The organism is Acidovorax sp. Q11 (assembly GCF_054950075.1).
Genome location: NZ_JBUDZG010000034.1, coordinates 1 through 17,171, shown reverse-complemented (window position 1 = coordinate 17,171; position 17,171 = coordinate 1). Strand labels below are relative to the sequence as shown.

19 protein-coding genes are annotated in these 17,171 nt (G+C 65.8%); 13 read left to right on the top strand and 6 right to left on the bottom strand.

Annotated elements, in window-relative coordinates; translation table 11 throughout:
• Positions 1 to 122 precede the first annotated feature (122 nt).
• From ACYZGB_RS19770 to ACYZGB_RS19725, 10 genes are all read left to right on the top strand, one after another.
• Entirely contained in the window at positions 123 to 1,145 is a 1,023-nt protein-coding gene (locus tag ACYZGB_RS19770) for a sulfate ABC transporter substrate-binding protein (RefSeq protein WP_142146687.1), read from the top strand.
• A 186-nt stretch (positions 1,146 to 1,331) separates the two neighbouring features.
• A complete protein-coding gene (gene ssuE, locus ACYZGB_RS19765; protein ID WP_121419843.1) occupies positions 1,332 to 1,922 on the top strand; it encodes an NADPH-dependent FMN reductase in 591 nt (196 codons plus the stop codon).
• 175 nt (positions 1,923 to 2,097) lie between these two features.
• Entirely contained in the window at positions 2,098 to 3,063 is a 966-nt protein-coding gene (locus tag ACYZGB_RS19760) for a sulfonate ABC transporter substrate-binding protein (RefSeq protein WP_462390556.1), read from the top strand.
• A gap of 33 nt (positions 3,064 to 3,096) precedes the next feature.
• The gene (locus ACYZGB_RS19755) at positions 3,097 to 4,131 is read left to right on the top strand and encodes a sulfonate ABC transporter substrate-binding protein (protein ID WP_462390555.1); all 1,035 of its coding nucleotides are present in this window, start codon (positions 3,097 to 3,099) and stop codon (positions 4,129 to 4,131) included.
• 39 nt (positions 4,132 to 4,170) lie between these two features.
• A complete protein-coding gene (gene ssuD / locus ACYZGB_RS19750; RefSeq protein WP_462390554.1) occupies positions 4,171 to 5,349 on the top strand; it encodes an FMNH2-dependent alkanesulfonate monooxygenase in 1,179 nt (392 codons plus the stop codon).
• 173 nt (positions 5,350 to 5,522) lie between these two features.
• Positions 5,523 to 5,738 (top strand): VOC family protein, encoded by a 216-nt coding sequence (locus ACYZGB_RS19745; protein WP_462390553.1) that lies wholly within the window; start codon positions 5,523 to 5,525, stop codon positions 5,736 to 5,738.
• Positions 5,735 to 6,604 carry an aliphatic sulfonate ABC transporter permease SsuC gene (gene ssuC, locus ACYZGB_RS19740; RefSeq protein ID WP_462390552.1) on the top strand — a complete coding sequence of 290 codons (870 nt, stop codon included), beginning with the start codon at positions 5,735 to 5,737 and terminating at the stop codon, positions 6,602 to 6,604. The genes ACYZGB_RS19745 and ssuC overlap by 4 nt, the downstream gene beginning before the upstream one ends.
• A gap of 74 nt (positions 6,605 to 6,678) precedes the next feature.
• Positions 6,679 to 7,494 carry an ATP-binding cassette domain-containing protein gene (locus tag ACYZGB_RS19735; RefSeq protein WP_462390551.1) on the top strand — a complete coding sequence of 272 codons (816 nt, stop codon included), beginning with the start codon at positions 6,679 to 6,681 and terminating at the stop codon, positions 7,492 to 7,494.
• Between the two features lie 62 nt (positions 7,495 to 7,556).
• On the top strand, positions 7,557 to 7,772 hold the full coding sequence (locus ACYZGB_RS19730; protein ID WP_015013774.1) for a TOBE domain-containing protein: 216 nt from the start codon (positions 7,557 to 7,559) through the stop codon (positions 7,770 to 7,772).
• 284 nt (positions 7,773 to 8,056) lie between these two features.
• On the top strand, positions 8,057 to 9,022 hold the full coding sequence (locus ACYZGB_RS19725) for a CysB family HTH-type transcriptional regulator (RefSeq protein ID WP_462390550.1): 966 nt from the start codon (positions 8,057 to 8,059) through the stop codon (positions 9,020 to 9,022).
• Positions 9,023 to 9,139: 117 nt separating this feature from the next.
• On the opposite strand, the gene ACYZGB_RS19720 is transcribed toward ACYZGB_RS19725, so the two are convergent.
• A complete protein-coding gene (locus ACYZGB_RS19720) occupies positions 9,140 to 9,511 on the bottom strand; it encodes an HPF/RaiA family ribosome-associated protein (RefSeq protein WP_462390549.1) in 372 nt (123 codons plus the stop codon).
• A gap of 237 nt (positions 9,512 to 9,748) precedes the next feature.
• Between ACYZGB_RS19720 and ACYZGB_RS19715 the strand changes: the two genes are divergently transcribed.
• Both ACYZGB_RS19715 and ACYZGB_RS19710 read left to right on the top strand, forming a co-directional pair.
• On the top strand, positions 9,749 to 9,931 hold the full coding sequence (locus tag ACYZGB_RS19715) for a hypothetical protein (protein ID WP_462390548.1): 183 nt from the start codon (positions 9,749 to 9,751) through the stop codon (positions 9,929 to 9,931).
• A 79-nt stretch (positions 9,932 to 10,010) separates the two neighbouring features.
• Complete coding sequence (locus ACYZGB_RS19710) at positions 10,011 to 10,442, top strand: tellurite resistance TerB family protein (protein WP_462390547.1); 432 nt, start codon at positions 10,011 to 10,013, stop codon at positions 10,440 to 10,442.
• Between the two features lie 43 nt (positions 10,443 to 10,485).
• Here ACYZGB_RS19710 and ACYZGB_RS19705 read toward each other — a convergent pair whose 3' ends face one another.
• Positions 10,486 to 11,379: a LysR substrate-binding domain-containing protein gene (locus ACYZGB_RS19705; RefSeq protein WP_462390546.1), complete on the bottom strand. Its 894-nt coding sequence runs from the start codon at positions 11,377 to 11,379 to the stop codon at positions 10,486 to 10,488.
• A gap of 245 nt (positions 11,380 to 11,624) precedes the next feature.
• On the opposite strand from ACYZGB_RS19705, the gene ACYZGB_RS19700 reads away from it, so the two are divergent.
• Positions 11,625 to 11,915, top strand: coding sequence for a hypothetical protein (locus tag ACYZGB_RS19700; RefSeq protein ID WP_462390545.1), 291 nt, complete (start codon positions 11,625 to 11,627; stop codon positions 11,913 to 11,915).
• Between the two features lie 188 nt (positions 11,916 to 12,103).
• Here the strand turns inward: ACYZGB_RS19700 and ACYZGB_RS19695 are convergent, their stop codons facing one another.
• Genes ACYZGB_RS19695 through ACYZGB_RS19680 form a run of 4 tightly spaced genes read right to left on the bottom strand, consistent with a single transcriptional unit; the run spans position 12,104 to position 16,663 of the window.
• Entirely contained in the window at positions 12,104 to 12,688 is a 585-nt protein-coding gene (locus ACYZGB_RS19695; protein ID WP_462390544.1) for a hypothetical protein, read from the bottom strand.
• Positions 12,689 to 12,732: 44 nt separating this feature from the next.
• Positions 12,733 to 13,431 carry a YkgJ family cysteine cluster protein gene (locus ACYZGB_RS19690; protein WP_462390543.1) on the bottom strand — a complete coding sequence of 233 codons (699 nt, stop codon included), beginning with the start codon at positions 13,429 to 13,431 and terminating at the stop codon, positions 12,733 to 12,735.
• 38 nt (positions 13,432 to 13,469) lie between these two features.
• Complete coding sequence (locus ACYZGB_RS19685; protein ID WP_462390542.1) at positions 13,470 to 15,773, bottom strand: ATP-dependent DNA helicase; 2,304 nt, start codon at positions 15,771 to 15,773, stop codon at positions 13,470 to 13,472.
• Positions 15,770 to 16,663: a hypothetical protein gene (locus tag ACYZGB_RS19680; RefSeq protein ID WP_462390581.1), complete on the bottom strand. Its 894-nt coding sequence runs from the start codon at positions 16,661 to 16,663 to the stop codon at positions 15,770 to 15,772. The genes ACYZGB_RS19685 and ACYZGB_RS19680 overlap by 4 nt, the downstream gene beginning before the upstream one ends.
• Between the last annotated feature and the right edge of the window lie 508 nt (positions 16,664 to 17,171).

Here is a 17,171-nt window from a genome sequence, read left to right as displayed (position 1 = left end):
CGCTCAGATGATTTGGATATTAAGAACTGAAATCTCAGTAGTTCCAGTTTTGAAGAGGGCCTTCCAGAATGCGTTCCATCGGTGATTTGCACCGCAACACATTCACAAAAAGAGGCCCTCCCATGAACTTTCGCCGCGACTTTATCAAGTTTCCCTTCGCCGCCGCCCTGGTGGGCAGTTTGGCCCTGACGGCATTGCCGTCGTTTGCACAGTCTGTGACGCTGCTCAATGTGTCGTACGACCCGACCCGCGAGCTGTACGTGGAGTTCAACCAGGCGTTTGCCAAGCACTGGAAGGCCAAGACCGGCCAGGACGTGACCATCAAGCAAAGCCACGGCGGCTCGGGCAAGCAGGCGCGATCCATCATCGACGGGCTGGACGCCGACGTGGCCACGCTGGCCCTGGCGGGCGACACCGATGCGCTGCACACCAATGGCGGCTGGATTCCGAAAGACTGGCAAAAGCGCTTGCCGCACAACAGCTCGCCCTACACCAGCACCATCGTGCTGGTGGTGCGCCAGGGCAACCCCAAGGGCATCAAGGACTGGGACGACCTGGTGCGCGCCGACGTGAAGGTGATCACGCCCAACCCCAAGACCTCGGGCGGCGCGCGCTGGAACTACCTGGCCGCGTGGGAGTTTGCCAAGCGCAAGTACGGTGGCGACGCCAAGGCCAAGGACTTCGTGGCCAAGCTGTATGGCAACGTGCCTGTGCTCGACACCGGCGCGCGTGGCTCCACCATCACCTTTGCGCAGCGCAACCAGGGTGACGTGCTGATTGCCTGGGAGAACGAGGCCTACCTGCTCGAAAAAGAGTTCGGCACCAAGTTCGACGTGATCGCGCCTTCGATCTCCATCCTGGCCGAACCCGCCGTGTCGGTGGTGGACAAGAACGTGGACAAAAAGGGCACCCGTGCCGTGGCCGAGGCCTATCTGCAGTACCTCTACACCGAAGAAGGCCAGGACATTGCGGGCAAACATTTCTATCGCCCCGCCGTGTCTGACAAAGCCAAGGCCAAGTACGCCAAGCAGTTCCCCAAGCTGAACCTGTTCACCATCAACGACGCGTTCGGTGGCTGGGACAAGGCGGCCAAGGAGCACTTTGCGGACAACGCGAGCTTTGACCAGATCTACACGCGCAAGTAAGTAAGCCAGCAAGCCCACCCGCCTCTGTGCGCGGGTGGAAGGCGTCCCAGTCTCCATGAAAAAAACCCAGCCCGGGCGGGCCGGGTGGGGCGCTGCACGTCCTATTTATAAGAAAAAACAGCCTTCTGCGCGCGTCCATCAAGCGCTGATAGCTATCAAAACAGTAGTAATCAAGGAATCCACACCATGTCCGCCTTGCTCATCGCTGGCAGCCCCTCCGAGCGTTCCCGCTCCGCCGCCTTGCTGGATGCCGTGGCCCAGCGTCTCTCGGTGCGCGGTGCGCTGGTGGACCGCATCCACATCCGCGACCTCTCGCCCCAGGCGCTGCTGCTGGCCGACTTTGGCCACCCCACGGTGGTGCATGCCATCGACCAGGTGGCCGATGCCAGCGTGCTGGTGGTGGCCACCCCGGTCTACAAGGCGGCCTACAGCGGCGTGCTCAAGGTGTTTCTGGACCTGCTGCCGCAAACGGCCCTCAAGGGCAAGGTCGTGCTGCCCCTGGCCACGGGCGGCAGCCCGCACCACATGCTGGCGCTCGACTACGCGCTGCGGCCCGTGCTGCAGTCGCTGGGCGCCAAAAGCATCTTGCCCGGCATCTACGCCACCGATGCCCAGGTCACGCTGACGCCCGAGGGCAGCTACCACGTGCAGGCCGACATTGCCGCCCGGCTGGACGATGCGGTGAACGTGCTGGTGACCGAAACCCTGCGCCCGTCGCCCGCCCAGGCCACCCGGTTTGCGCCGGTGCCGTTCTCGCAGGTGCGATGTAGCGTCTGACAACGGCGTGGCGCTGCGGCCCTGCCGTGGTGCCAGCGCCCGCCTTTCTCCCTCTTCGTCCTCTTTATTTTGATTTTGTTGCTGCGCCGGGTGCGCGGGCAGGGCGGTGTGCCGCCTGCTGCCAACCCCGCCCGGTCGCCCATCCCACAACTGTTTTGAATCTGGAATCCGCACCATGAACGAACTGAACCGCTTCTCCCTGCAACGCCGCCAACTGCTGGCTGCGGTTGCTGCCACTACGGCAACGGTCGCAACGCCCCACGCCTGGTCGCAAAACGCTGGCCGCGTGCTGCGCGTGGGCCACCAAAAGGGCTGGCTCTCCATCCTCAAGGGCCGTGGCACGCTCGAAAAGCGCCTGGCCCCGCTGGGCGTGAAGGTGACCTGGACCGAGTTCAACGCGGGCCCCGTGCAGCTTGAAGCCCTCAATGTCGGCTCCATCGACTTCGGCGACGTGGGCGAAGCCCCGCCCATCTTTGCCCAGGCCGCTGGCGCGCCGCTGGTCTATGCCGGTGCCACCGTGCCGCGCCCTGCACTGGAGGCCGTGATCGTGCCCAAGGATTCGCCCATCCGCAGCGTGGCCGACCTCAAGGGCAAGCGCGTGGCCTACAACAAGGGCTCCAACGTGCAGTATTTCCTGGTCAAGCTGCTGGAGAAGAACGGCCTGAAGTACGGCGACGTGCAATCCATCTTCCTGGCCCCGGCCGACGCGCGGGCCGCGTTTGAACGCGGCGCGATCGATGCCTGGATCATCTGGGACCCCTTCCTCGCCGCCGCGCAAAAGCAGCTCGACGCGCGCCTGCTGGTCGATGCCACGGGCGTGGTCAACAACCGCGCCTACTACTTCACTTCGCGCGACTTCGCCACCAAGAACGCCGACGTGCTGCGCATTGCCATCGAAGAGGTCAATGCCATCGACACCTGGGTGTCCAGGAACAAGGACGCCGCTGCTGCCGAGCTGTCGGCCGTGCTGGGCCTGGACAAATCCATCACCGACCTGTACCTGAGCCGCGCCCGCTTCGGCACTGCACCCGTCACGCGCGAGATCCTGGCCGAGCAGCAGGCGATTGCCGACACCTTCTTCGACCTCAAGCTCATCCCCAAAAAGCTCAACCTGCTGCACGCCGCGCCGGTGGACCTTTGAGAGCCGGGTCACACAGCACTGCAAGGAGTCACCATGACCCACCTTCCCCTGAGCACCGAGCGCCGCCGCGCGCTGCAGCTGCTGGGCGTCACCGCGTTCCACTGGGTGCTGGCCAGCCGCTACGCTCATGCACAGAGTGCCACAGCGCATGGCCCGGCCGTACAAGGCCCTGAGCAGCTGCGCATCGGCTACCAGAAGTCGGCCGTCAACCTCGTCATCCTGAAGCAGCAGGGCGTGCTGGAAAAACGCTTTCCAGGCACGCGAATCAGCTGGCTGGAGTTCCCGGCCGGGCCGCAGCTGCTGGAGGCGCTGTCGGTCGGCAGCCTCGAATTCGGCCTGACCGGCGACTCGCCGCCCGTGTTTGCCCAGGCCGCCGGCAAAGACCTGCTCTATGTGGGGGCCGAGCCGCCCAAGCCCGACAGCTCGGCGCTGCTGGTGCTCAGGGATTCGCCCCTGCGCACCCTGGCCGACCTCAAGGGCCGCCGCATTGCCGTGCAAAAGGGCAGCAGCGCGCACTACCTGCTGGTGCGCGCCGTGGAGCGTGCGGGCCTGCAGTGGGCCGACATCCAGCCCGTGTACCTGGCCCCGGCCGATGCACGTGCCGCGTTCGAGCGCAAGAGCGTGGACGCCTGGGCCATCTGGGACCCGTTCTACGCCGCCACCGAGCTGGCCATCCAGCCCCGCGTGCTGGCCACGGGGCGCGACCTGGCCAGCAGCAACAACTCTTTCTACCTGGCCGCCCGCCCGTTTGTGCAGGCCCATCCCCAGGTGCTGCGCGTGCTGTTTGAAGAACTCAGCCGCGCCGACCGCCTGGCGCAAGAGGCGCGCAAGGACGCGATCAAGCTCATTTCCGACTTCAGCGGCCTGGACGCGGGCGTGGTTAGCCTGTTCATCCAGCGCCGCCCGTCGTCGCCCGTGGGGCTGCTCTCGCCCGCCACCGTGGCCGACCAGCAGCGCTTGGCCGACGCGTTCTTCAAGCTGGGCCTGATTCCCAAGCCCGTGAACGTGGCCGACATCGTGTGGCGGCCAGCGGCCGCGCAGTTAGCGGCTGCACCGGCCCGGCCCTAAAAAACGTAGGCAATACCCCCATCCCCGAGGCATTCATTCATGAAAATTTTCTGGTTCATCCCCACCCACGGCGACAGCCGCTACCTTGGCACTGCCAAAGGCGCACGCCAGCTCAACCACGACTACCTCAAGCAGGTCGCGGTGGCGGCCGACAGCCTGGGCTACGAAGGCGTGCTCATCCCCACCGGCCGCTCGTGCGAAGACCCGTGGGTGGTGGCGTCCAGCCTGCTGCCCGTCACGCGCAACCTCAAGTTTTTGGTGGCCGTGCGCCCCGGCCTGCACCAGCCAGCGCTGGCTGCGCGCATGGCGGCCACGTTCGACCGGCTCTCGGGCGGGCGCCTGCTCATCAACCTGGTCACAGGCGGCGACCAGGCCGAGCTGGAGGGCGACGGCGTGTTCCTGGACCACGCCACGCGCTACGAACAGTCGGCCGAGTTCATCCGCATCTGGCGCGAGATCCTCACGCGCAGCCACCAGGGCGAAAGCCTGGACTTCGAAGGCCAGCACCTCTCGGTGAAAGGGGCCAAGCTGCTCTTTCCGCCGCTGCAACAGCCCCACCCGCCCGTGTATTTTGGCGGCTCGTCGCCCGCCGCACACGACCTGGCGGCCGAGCAGGTGGAAACCTATCTGACATGGGGCGAGCCACCGGCCGAAGTGGCGAAGAAGGTGGCTGACGTGCGCGCCCGTGCCGCCAAACATGGCCGCACCGTCAACTTCGGCATCCGCCTGCACGTCATCGTGCGCGAGACCGATGAGCAGGCCTGGGCCGCAGCCGAGGAACTCATCAGCCATGTGGATGACGATACCGTGGTGCGCGCCCAGGCCGTGTTTTCGCGCATGGACTCCGAAGGCCAGCGCCGCATGGCCGCCTTGCACGCTGGTGGTGCCAAGCGCAGCCGCAAGTACCTGGAAATCAGCCCCAATCTGTGGGCCGGCGTGGGCCTGGTGCGTGGTGGCGCGGGCACGGCTCTGGTGGGCGACCCGCAAACGGTGGCTGCACGCATCGAGGAATACGCCGCGCTGGGGCTCGACACCTTCGTGCTGTCGGGCTACCCGCACCTGGACGAGGCCTACCGCTTTGCCGAGCTGGTGTTCCCGCTGCTGCCCCTGCCGCTGCGCAACCAGCTGGCCAGCGGCAATCCCTTGTTTGGCAACCCGCTGGGCCCGTTTGGCGAAACCGTGGCCAATGATTTTGTGCCGCGCGCTTCGCAAAGCTGAGGCGGGAGTGCACCCATGAGCATTGCCGCCATCCACCATGTGCAACAGGCCTTCCCGGCGGGGGCCGAGGCCGTGATCCGCCGCTTCTACACCGGCCTGCTGGGCCTGCCCGAAGTCCGTTTTCAGGCCGGCGCCACGCTGCGCTTTGCAGCGGGGGGCAGCGCATCGACCTGGTGCCCACAGAACACTGGCAACCCGTGCCTGCGGTGTCACACCTGGCGCTGGAGGTCCAGAACCTGCCCAGCCTGCGCCACCGCCTGCTGCAGGCCGATGTGGCGCTGGATGAAGCCCGTGCGCTCCCCGGTTACCTGCGCTTCTATGCCAAAGACCCGGCGGGCAACCAGCTGGAATTTCTTGAGCCTGACCACGAACGGGAAACCTATCCATGACACAGACCCACAACGTCCGCGAACTTCAGGTGTCCCCTTTGGCCGATGCCGTAGACCTGCCCATCGAAGGCCCCTGGCTCCCCGCTTCGGTGGTGCGCTTTGTGAAAAGCGTTGCGCAGCGCCTGCTGCCCTGGGCCGTGCCCGTGGGGCTCATCGTGCTGTGGCAGATCGCCTCGTCGCAAGGCTGGCTGTCCACCCGCGTGCTGCCTGCACCGCTGGAGGTGATCAAGGCCGCTTGGGCCCTGACCGTATCGGGCGAACTCTGGACCCATGTGCGGGTCAGCGCCGGCCGGGCCTTGACCGGGCTGGCCATTGGCGGCGGCCTGGGGTTGCTGCTGGGCCTGCTCACCGGCTCCATCAAGCTGTTCGAGACGCTGCTCGACTCCACCATCCAGATGGTGCGCAACATCCCCGCACTGGCGCTCATCCCGCTGGTGATCCTGTGGTTCGACATCGACGAATCGGCCAAGCTGTTCCTCATCAGCGTGTCGGTGTTCTTCCCGATCTACCTCAACACCTTCCACGGCATCCGCAATGTGGACCCGGGGCTGATCGAGATGGGGCGCACCTATGGCCTGGGCCGCTGGCAGCTCTACAAGCAGATCATCCTGCCCGGGGCGCTCTCCAGCATCCTGGTGGGGCTGCGCTTCTCGCTCGGTTTGATGTGGGTGATCCTGATCGTGGCCGAGACCATCTCGGCGCAGGCGGGCATTGGCTACCTCACGATGAATGCACGCGAGTTTCTGCAGACCGACATCGTGCTCGTGGGCATCCTGCTGTATGCGCTGCTGGGCAAGCTTGCCGACGTCTTTGCCAAGGGCCTCGAACGGTACTGGCTGCGCTGGCATTCCGGTTACCAGGCATGACACCTGCTCTGGGTGTCTGAATGCTCACATTTTCATAGCTGCTAGCGCTTGATGGACAGGCGCAGGAGGCCATTTTGACTACCAGTATTTCCCCACCGCCGCAGCCACAGGGCGTGCGCCTGGAAGTGCGCGGCGTGGACAAACGCTATGGCACGCGCGACGTGCTCAAGAAGACGGAGCTGGTCATCGAGCCCGGCGAGTTCGTCGCCATCGTGGGCCGCAGTGGCTGCGGCAAAAGCACGCTGCTGCGCCTGGTGGCGGGGCTGGAGTCGGTGTCGGGCGGTGCCATCCGCATTGATGGCGAGAGCGTGGACGGCCTGAGCAGCAGCACCCGCATCATGTTCCAGGACGCGCGCCTACTGCCCTGGAAGCACGTGCAGGACAGCGTGGCCCTGGGCCTGCCCCCCGGGCGGCGCGGCGCAGCGGCCGACGTGCTGGCCCGCGTGGGCCTGGGCGACCGGCTGGGCGAATGGCCCGCACGCCTGTCCGGCGGCCAGCGCCAGCGCGTGGCCCTGGCGCGTGCGTTGGTACACGACCCGCGCCTGCTGCTGCTCGACGAACCCTTGGGCGCGCTCGACGCGCTCACCCGCATCGAGATGCACCGCCTCATCGAAGGCCTGTGGCGCCAGTCGGGCTTCACCGCGCTGCTGGTCACCCACGACGTGCAAGAGGCCGTGGCCCTGGCCGACCGCGTGATCCTGATCGAAGACGGCCAGATCGCGCTGGACCAGCGCATCGACCTGCCACGCCCGCGTGTGCATGGCGAGGCCGCCTTTGCGCAGCTGGAAAAACGCATCCTCGACCGCGTGCTGCAAAAGCCCGATGTGGAGTCCACCCCCGAACCCACCTGGCCCGGCGTGCCTGCGCACGGGCTGCGCTGGGCGGTGTGATTCCGCAGCCTTCCCATCCCATTCGTTTTTCTTTCTTTCAACGGACTTTTTAGGAGAACTCCATGTCCATCCAAGCCATCAACGTTCGCAACCAGTTCAAGGGCAAAGTGCGCGAGATCATTCGCGGCGATGTCGTCTCCGAGGTCGATGTCGAAACCCCCTGGGGCATCGTCACTTCCGTCATCACCACCCGCTCGGTGGACGACCTGGGCCTGGTCGTCGGCTCCGATGTGGTCGCGCTGGTCAAGTCCACCGAGGTGTCGATCGCCAAGCTGTGATGCGCAGCCTGCCTGACGGCCCATTCCCGACCCGTTCGGGCTGAGCTTGTCGAAGCCTGGACCTTCTGTACCAGCAGACCTTCGACAAGTTCAGGGCCAACGGGCCTGCCCGAGGCCAGTACCTGGACTTCTGGCGCATCAGTCTGTTTCAGACTGAATCGGGCTCTTGCGCATGCCCATCAAGCGCAAGAAGCTATCAATGCAATCGCAAATCGACAAGCCCATAGCCCATAGCGGCAGCAATAGCAACATTCACTGGCGAAAGCAATGGCTGACGCAAACCCATGAACTTTCAGCAACTGCGCTCTGTGCGCGAGGCCGTGCGGCGCGGCTTCAACTTGACCGAGGTGGCGCACATGCTGCACACCTCGCAGCCCGGCGTCAGCCGCCAGATCCGCGAGCTGGAGGACGAGCTGGGGGTGGAGATTTTTGTGCGCGCGGGCAAGCGCCTCACCGGGCTCACGCCGCCGGGCGAGGTGCTGCTGCCCACGCTGGAGCGCTTGCTGCTCGAAGCCGACAACCTGAAGCGGGCAGGGCAGGACTTCAGCGACAGCGCGCAGGGACGCCTGTCGGTGGCCGCCACGCATTCGCAGGCGCGCTATGCGTTGCCCCAGGTCGTGCGCGACTTCCGCGCCATGTTCCCGCAGGTGTCGCTGCACCTGCACCAGGGTTCACCGCGCCAGGTGGCGGAGATGCTGCTCTCCGGCGAGGCCGACATCGGCGTGGCCACCGAGGCCTTGGCCAGCTACGACGCGCTGGTCACGCTGCCCTGCTACCGCTGGACGCACAGCATCGTTGTGCCCCCCGGCCACCCGCTGCTGGCCCACCCTGGCTCCGTCACGCTGGAGCAGCTGGCTAAGCACCCCATCATCACCTACGAGCTGGGCTACACCGGCCGTGCCCACATCGACACCGCGTTTGCCAACGCGAGCCTGCCCCCCAACATCGTGCTCACCGCCATGGATGCCGACGCGATCAAGACCTATGTGGAGCTGGACATGGGCGTGGGCGTGGGCATCGTCGCCTCCATTGCGGTGGACGAAGACCGCGACCGCCACCTGCGGCTGATCGATGCAGGTCATCTGTTTGAAGTAAACCTCACCCGCCTGGGCCTGCGGCGCGGCGCATGGCTGCGGGGCTATGCCTACCGCTTCATCGAGAGCTTTGTGCCCACGCTCACACGGGACATGGTGGAGCAGGCAGTGGTGCAAGGCGCATGTTCTGAGCCAGAGGGTTCGCTGGGCAGGTGAATTGCTCCGCCTCGGGTTGCAGATTGCTTGGCAGCCAAGTCCATCTGCGACGGAGCTGGGCCTAGATGCACGCTGAAAGCCACTGCTCTGTGACATGCAGAGGCGGTAAGCAGGTCGTTATGCGGGCTGCTCGCGGCTGGCCAGGCGGGTGGCGTCCTTTGTCATGCCGTGGCGACGTTGTTTGGCGCGCGTCGAATTGCGGCGCCAGGTGCGCAAAAGATGCCGGGCGGCGCTGGCCAGTGCCTCGTCGAGTGCGCAGCGCCAGTCCCTGGCCACCGACGACACCACCACGGCACCAGCGCCGTCGGTACGCAAGGCGATCTGGCAACGCTTGTCGGGCCCGCCCCGCGGACCGTTGATGTCATCCAGCTTGATTTCAGCGCGTGGCACCAGGGCGTTCAGCCGCCGAAAGGCAAAGCGCACGCGACGCTCGACGGCATCGCGCATGAGTGCGGCTTCGGGGTGGCGTGTTCTGAAAAGAATCTGCATTGGCGATCTCCTGAGTTGAGGTTGACACAGTAGTCCGCAGCGTGGCTGCCAGCCAGCAGGAATTTTCTGCATTGCCTTCCTGAAAATCCTGCGCATTTGCGGCAAGCGCGTTTTTTTCAGGAGACTTCGTTTTTTTGGATGTAGGAATCAGAGAAAACTTGCTTCTTGCCAGCGGGCGGGGGCCACACATTCAAGGCTTCTTCCTATTTGCAACTTCCCGCCTCAAAGGAGTCTTTCGTGAAAGCCATGTCTGGAATCTTTTCGCTTGTCACCTCTTTGCGCCAGCGCCTTTCGCAATGGCTCTCTGGTTTCTCCGTCGCGCGGGCACCCACGCTGCGGCGCATTCCAGTCAAGGTGCCGCTGCGGGTGCAAGCTCAATACCGCGACGGCTGGCAGCCACGCTCACGCTATCGCCGCTAGGGCGGCGCGTTGGGTCAACCATTGCTTGTTTGCCTATCACCTGTGTCATTGCTCGTACCCCAACTCTAGGAGATCAGAGATGCGTAGCTATCCCCGCAATAGCCCCGAAGCTGTAGCCCGAATCATCGCCTTGCTGTTGATATCGGATGGCCATGTGAGCCGCTCCGAGCTGGATGCCTTGCATGGGCTTCAGATGGAGCAGGAGCTGGGATTGCCGCACGGCGGCTTTGCCAAGGTGCTCCATGGTCTGTGCGAAGACCTGTGGATGGGCATGCATGAACGGCGGGTTTTGACGGGCAGCATTGATGGCCCCACGCTGACCTTTCTGTTGGCCGAAGTGACCGACCCTGCGCTGCGGCGCAAGGCGCTGGAGTTTGCGTACACCGCAGCGATTGCAGACAGTCACCTGGCGCCAAGTGAGTGGGGGCTGATGGATGCAGCACGCCAGTATTGGAAAATGGGCTTCACGCCTCCCGGAATCGGCCGCTGCGAGCTGGTGCAGGCTGCGTGATGCCACAGCCCCGGCGCACTAACGATTTCTCAGATTCAGGGGACTATGCGGTGCCCAGCCCGGCAGGTGCATCCAACAGTTGCCGCACCAGCGGGTGGTGCTGCCCCCTGCGCGACCAGATGGCGTGGACTTCCTCAAAAATCTGCGGGCATTCGCCCAGCAAGCGCAGCCCACGCACCAGCCCCACATCCTGCGCACCCAACCGGCTCACCGGAAACACCCCGAGTCCCCGGGCCGCAAACACGGCCAGTAAAGCACTGTCTTCAAACTCACCCACCACGCGGGGTTGCACGCCCAGGTCTTGAAACCAGGCATCCAGGGTGGCGCGCAGTGGTGCATGGTGGGTGGGAAGCAGCACTGGCAGGTCTTGCAGCGACTCGGGAAACCGGTCGCGCACCTGCTTGCGCACCAGCGACGCCGGGCCATACCACTGCAGTGCAGAGCGGGCGATGCGCTCGCTGGTCAGGCGCTGGTGGGGGTTGCGCGGCGCTGCTTGCCCGGCCAGAACCACATCCAGCTGGTGCAGTGCCAACTCAGAAAGCAACTCGTCCGACTCTCCCTCATGGCATACCAGCCGCAGGTGGGGTGTGGCCAGCACGGGCTCCAGCAGTGCGTGTGCTGCCAGCTTCGATATGCCATCTGACAACCCCACCGACAACCGGGCAACACGGGCAGTCGCGGCCTCACGCACCTCTTCTTCGATGTACTGGCCCAGCTGGAAAATCTCTTCGGCACGGGTGAAGGCCGCTTGCCCCGCTTCGGTCAGCGCCACACCGCGCCCCGAGGGCTTGAGCAACTGGTGGCCCAGCGCCTTCTCCAGATCACGGACCTGGGCGCTGATGGTCTGCACCGCCATCTCCAGCCGGTCTGCAGCCCTGGCAAATCCCCCCTCCTTGGCAACCATCCAGAAGTAGTAGAGGTGGCGGTAGTTCAGCATGGGTGGGTTCAGGTTCGAGAAAGCCGAATGCTAGGTGCGGCCAGGGCTGATGTCTAGGCAACGAAGGCTTGCCCATACTCACCGCTTGCCAATTTCAATGCAGAGGAAGCTTTCAAATGTTCTACGCAATCAACTGGTTTCTTTCGTTGGCTCTGCTTGCCCTCTGGTCTGTGGCCTGTTGGGGGGCGCATGCGGCGATGGTCTGGGCGGTGTCCAATGCCGGCGCACTGGCAGTCGGCAGCGCGGTGACAGACGCAGTCCTGGTGCCGGGCTGGCTCAAGGCCTGGATATCCCCCGAGTTGATGGGCCAGTGGGAGGCTGTCGTTTCGTCACTGGGCCCCATGGTGCAAGCCGCACTCGATGCCATGCCTGCTCTGGCGGGTGGCGTCACCTTCCTAGCCTGGGCGCTGTGGGGCCTTGGCGCCACCGTGCTGGTGGCGTTGGCGGTGGGCATTCACCTTCTGATTGCGCTGATCAAGCGCCACGATGGGGGCACTGGCAGCCCAGGCGCCACGAAGGAGGCATTGGCGCGTTGAGCGGCCTGGCGCAGCCCTGGCAAGCGCCTGGGTTGCGTCAAATACCCTATGTAGGCTGCGCGGGCAGCACGGGGCGCATGTATCGCAGCTACCGCGAAGCTCTGCATTGCAGCGCGTGACGGGGCGCCTGTTTGGCCAGCGGTAGGTGCTATCCGGTGGTGCCAGTTTTTCAGAGCAAAAGGGCTGATTCAACGCGGTGCACATCCCGCAAACCCCTTGGGCCCGGCCGCCGACACCTCGGCCTGCGAAAGCGCCTCCACCCGGTCGTTCTGCCCCGGCATCTTGGTCAGCCGCTGGCCGTTTTGCCAGCGCCACTGCTGGCCGTCAAAGCTGTAGATGAAGGTGTGGGTGCGGTTGGAGAGCAGGTGCGCGGGCGTGAGGGTGATGGCCTGGGCGGCGGCTTCGGTGGGGGCGTGGGCCTGGGCTTCGTTGTCCTTGATGACGAGCTTGCCCACATAGGGCGTCACGGGCGATTCGGTGCGGGTGACCTCGGGCTGGACCAGGGCGGGGCTGTAGCCCGTCAACGTCCATTCGCCAGGGCCGCTGGGGCGCACATGGGGCTGGCGGGCGGCGAGGAACTGGGTGCAGGCGCTGGCCAGCGCGGCAAACGATGTCTGGGCGGGGCCGGTGGGCTCGGGCTTGCTGCAGCCTGCCAGCAGCCCCAGGGGCAGGGCGAGCAGCAGGGGGGCGGCGCGCACGCGTGCGCGGGTGGCAGGCAAGCGGCGGGGCCAGGCGCTGCGGCGCGCGGCGGGTGTGTTGTGCAAAGACCTCATGGACGGCATTGTGGGCCGGTGGGCGGGCTGCGGCTTGATGGAAGTCAAGGGTGCGGCGGGGTCTTGGAGGTGTGCGGACCTTGCGCGGGCGCAGGCCCCAGCGCGGCCGGATCGCCCTGGTGCCAGCGCGCCTGGGCGGCTGGGTCCTTCAGGGCGGCCAGCACGGCGGCGTTCAGTTCGTGGGCGCTGGCGGGCAGTGGCTGGTCGCGGTAGGCCAGGGCGGTGCCTGCCATCAGGGCCTCGGCATCCACCAGCAGGCGCAGGTTTTGGGGGATGGTGGGGGATTGTTCTGCACAGTGCGGGGCCGACAGCGAATGCGCCTTGCGGCAGGCGGCGGGCCGCACGGGGTAGATGCTGCAGCGGTCATCCACCAGAAAGCTGCACGCCTGGCGCGTGGTGCTGGCCTGCGCAGTTGCCACATGCCGCTGCAGGGCACTGATGGCATCAGCCTGCACCGCAGCGGGCTGGGCACGCAGGTGCTGGGCGATGTGGAAGACCTCGGGCTCGGTGGCCTCAACCCGCAGGTGGCAGCAGTGGGCGCAACCGGCCTGGCAGGCAGGCTGGGGGCCGGTGGCGCGGGCCTGCTCGGCCACGGTGTCCAGCCCCCGGTGCAGCTGCGCGATGAAGGCCACGGCGCCATCCGCACCATCTGCGCCCCGGGCCTGCCGCAGCGCCTGCGCTGCCCGCTGCCGCACGCAGGCGATGGATTGCAGGAAAGCGGAGCGCTCGTCGTCGGTCAGCATGGGCGGTTGGCGGGGGGAAGGTGGCTGTGCCCCGCACCTTAGCGCGTTTGCCACCACGCGGGCAGCAGGCTGCGCACCTGTGCCTGTGCAAAGCGCTCGTCCATCAGGTGCACCACGCCTTCGTCGCTGGGCGTTCGGATCACGCGGCCAGCGGCCTGCACCACCTTTTGCAGGCCGGGGTAGAGGTAGGTGTAGTCATAGCCCGCACCAAACAGCGCCTGCATGCGCTCGCGGATCTGCTCGTTGACGGGGTTGACCTGCGGCAGGCCCAGCGTGGCGACGAATGCGCCTATCAACCGCTGGCCGGGCAGGTCGATGCCCTCGGCAAACGCGCCGCCCAGCACGGCAAAGGCAATGCCCTGGCTGGTGTCGGTAAAGCGGGCCAGAAACTCGCGCTGCTCGCCCTCCAGCATGCGGCGCGACTGGCACCAGTGCGGTACATCGGGGTGTTGCTGCGCAAACAGTGCAGCGGCCTGCTGCAGGTAGTCATAGCTGCTGAAAAACGCCAGGTAGTTGCCGGGCCGCGCGCGAAACTGCTGCGCCATCAGCGCCGCGATGGGCGCCAGCGACGCAGCCCGGTGCGGGTAGCGCGTGGAGATGTGGCGCGCCACCTGCACTTGCAGTTGGTGCGCAGCAAAGGGCGATTCCACATCCACCCACACATGGTCCTCAGGTAGGCCCAGCAGGTCGGCGTAGTAGCGCGCGGGCTGCAGCGTGGCCGAGAACAAGGTGCTGGTGTGTGCCGCTGCGAGGCGGGGTTGCAAGAAGGGCGCGGGCACCACGTTGCGGATGCAGACCACGGAATCGCCGGGTTTAGCGGCCCGCTGGTGGTGGCTTGACGAAGTTTGGGTGATGTCCACCATCGAATGCGCATCGAGCAGGTCGGCCATGCGCTGCAGGTGCAGGGCGTCGAAGTAGAAGGTCTGCAGCGCGCCGTCTGGCTCCGTGGGGTGGTCGGTGAAGTGTTCGGTGAGCGTGGTGGTGCACTGCTGCAGCGCGGCCAGCAGCTTGTCGGGGAAGGTTTCGAGCACCGTGTATGGGGCCGGGTGCGCCTTGTCCAGCGCCACCCAGGCGCGGCGCACCTTGTCCAGCGCCTTTTTCACCGGCGCATGCTGCGCGGCGGTGGGGCTGCTGCGGGCCTGGGCCAAGGCGGCGGGGTGCAGCTCGGCCGTGAACATCTTGCGGCCGCGCTCCACCAGGTTGTGGGCCTCGTCCACCAGCAGTGCCGTGCGCCACTGGTTGGCCTGGACCAGGCCGTGCAGCAGTCCTCCCAGGTCAAAGTAGTAGTTGTAGTCGCCCACCACCACATCGGCCCAGCGGGCGAGTTCCTGGCTCAGGTAGTAGGGGCAGACATCGTGCTGCAGGGCCACCTCACGCACGCGGGCTTGTTGCAAAGCGGGGGCGGTTTTCCCTTCGATATTGGTGGCCACCGCAGCGGCGCGTGCGGCGGGAAGTCGGTCGTAAAAGCTCCGGGCGAGCGGGCAGGATTCGCCGTGGCAGGCCTTGTCCGGGTGTTCACACGCCTTGTCGCGCGCCACCAGCTCCAGCACGCGCAGGGGCAGTGCGGGTGCGCTGTCGGACAGGCGCGCCAGCGCATCCAGCGCCATCTGCCGCCCCGAGGTTTTGGCGGCCAGAAAGAACACTTTGTCGATGCGCTGGGCCGGTGCTGCCTTGAGCAGCGGGAACAGCGTGCCCATGGTCTTGCCAATGCCCGTGGGCGCCTGGGCCAGCAGGCAGCGGCCCGCCACTGCCGCCTTGTACACGGCCTCGGCCAGCGGGCGCTGGCCGGTGCGAAAGTCGCCAAACGGAAATGCCAAGGTGCTCAATGCCGCATCGCGCACGGCACGGTGGGCCACCTGCTGTTCGGCCCAGGCAATGAAGCGCTGGCACTGGGCCTCGAAGTGCTGGCGCAGGTCGTCGGCGCTGCAGTGTTCGGTGAACACCGTCTCTTGCTGCGTGCCCACGTCCAGATACACCAGCGCCACGTCGATGTGCGCCAACTGCTCTTGCTCGCACAGCAGCCAGCCATACACCTTGGCCTGCGCCCAGTGTAGGTGGCGGTGCGATGCGGGTTGGCGGTCCAGTCGCCCTTTGAAGGTCTTGACCTCGTCGATGCGCTGCTGCGCGGGGTCGTAGCCATCGGCCCGGCCGCGCACGCGCAGAGTTTGGTAACTGCCGCCCAGTGCCACCTCGGCGCGGTAGCCTGCACCCCGCCGTGACGCTGCCACCGCATGACCCGCCATGCCCTCCAGTGCGGTGGGTGCGGGCGTAAAGCGCAGGTCCAGGTCGCCCTGCTTGGCGGTGAACTCGCACAGCTCGCGCACCGCCACGGTGTAGGTCATGGCGGGGTGGTCGGGGTGTCGGTGGCGGGAGGAGCAGGCTCGCCCAAATGGGTCTGAGCCATGTCGTCATCGCTGCGCAGCGGCGTGGCCTTGCAAAGCGCCATCCACACCGAAAAGGGCAGGGTGCAGCGGTTGTGCCGCGCGGGGCGCAGCAGCTCAAAGCGCCCGTCATCCACGCTGCCGTGCAATACCCAAATGCCGAAGTGCTCGGGGATCTCTTCGGGCTCGGCTATGCCCGCCGGGAAGACGTAGTAGCACTCCTCGCACAACCACTGATAGGCCTGCCGCTTTGCGTCGTGCCGCAGGTCCGACAGCAGGTCGGCCCGGCTCGCCTTCACCTCATGCACCATGGGCTGCAAGTAGGCGGGCACCGAGGTGTTGCGCACCGAGAACAGATCGGGCCGGGCCATGCGCCACACGTTGGCGGCGGCGCGGGCAGCGGGGGCGTGGTCATCCTCGGCCCACAGCAGCGCCATGGCGGGCGCGGTGTTGGCGGGCGCATCGGCCGTGGCCGCAGGCGGCACCACATCCCCCATCGGCACGGTGTCGATCACCGCGCGCAGTGACAGTTCGGTCCATACGATGCGCCCCGAAGCCAGCAACTGCGCCGCAAACTTCTGCCCCAGCCGGTCGTGCAGGCTCAGCGCCCGCACGCCGCGCTGGCGGGCCTGCGCCAGCGTGCGGATGCCTTCGTCGGTGAGGCGCAGGGTTTCGCAACCATCGGGCGCAATGTGCAGGTTGATGAGGCCCGCTGCCAGCAGGTCAATCTCCAGCCCATCCTTGCACGGCCAGCCTGCCGAGCGCCAGATCTGCATCAGGCGCGTGCGGTGAAAGCGGGTGATCGGGGTGGAGCGTGGGGAGTCCGAAGTGGGGGAGGGCAGCACCGTCATGGCGGGGTAGGTGGGCTGGCGTGACACTGATTTTAATCACAGTGTCTGGCGGGCTGCTTTTTGGATGTAGGAAGGAGTGTGGTGAAAAAATTTGGGTCGAATTTTCCTCTTCCGCCCTATAGATAAGCGCTAGCAGCTATTGAAATGTGAGCGTTCTCGCCATGACATTTCGAGGGGGAAGAAATGAGTCCTCCGGGGTTGTATGAGGATGTACTTGCCCGGCATGAAGCGAACAATCGGAAGTTGTTGTTATGTGGCCGTCTATGCAGCAGGTAAATCGGAAGAGGCGGCGAGAGGCTGCAACGCAGCGGTTGCCGCCATCGAAACTTGGTCGTCGAACGCGTACTATCGGCGAGAAGCGGCCCCGATCGCGGCACCAGTTGAGCCTGTCAGATGTTTTGTGTGTGAGGCATAGCATGTCAACAAGGAGCATGAATGCCACGCAAGACGAAGACAACCGCAGCAGCGGACAAGGCGGCGCAGCCGCAATTCTCAGCCGCAGCGCTTG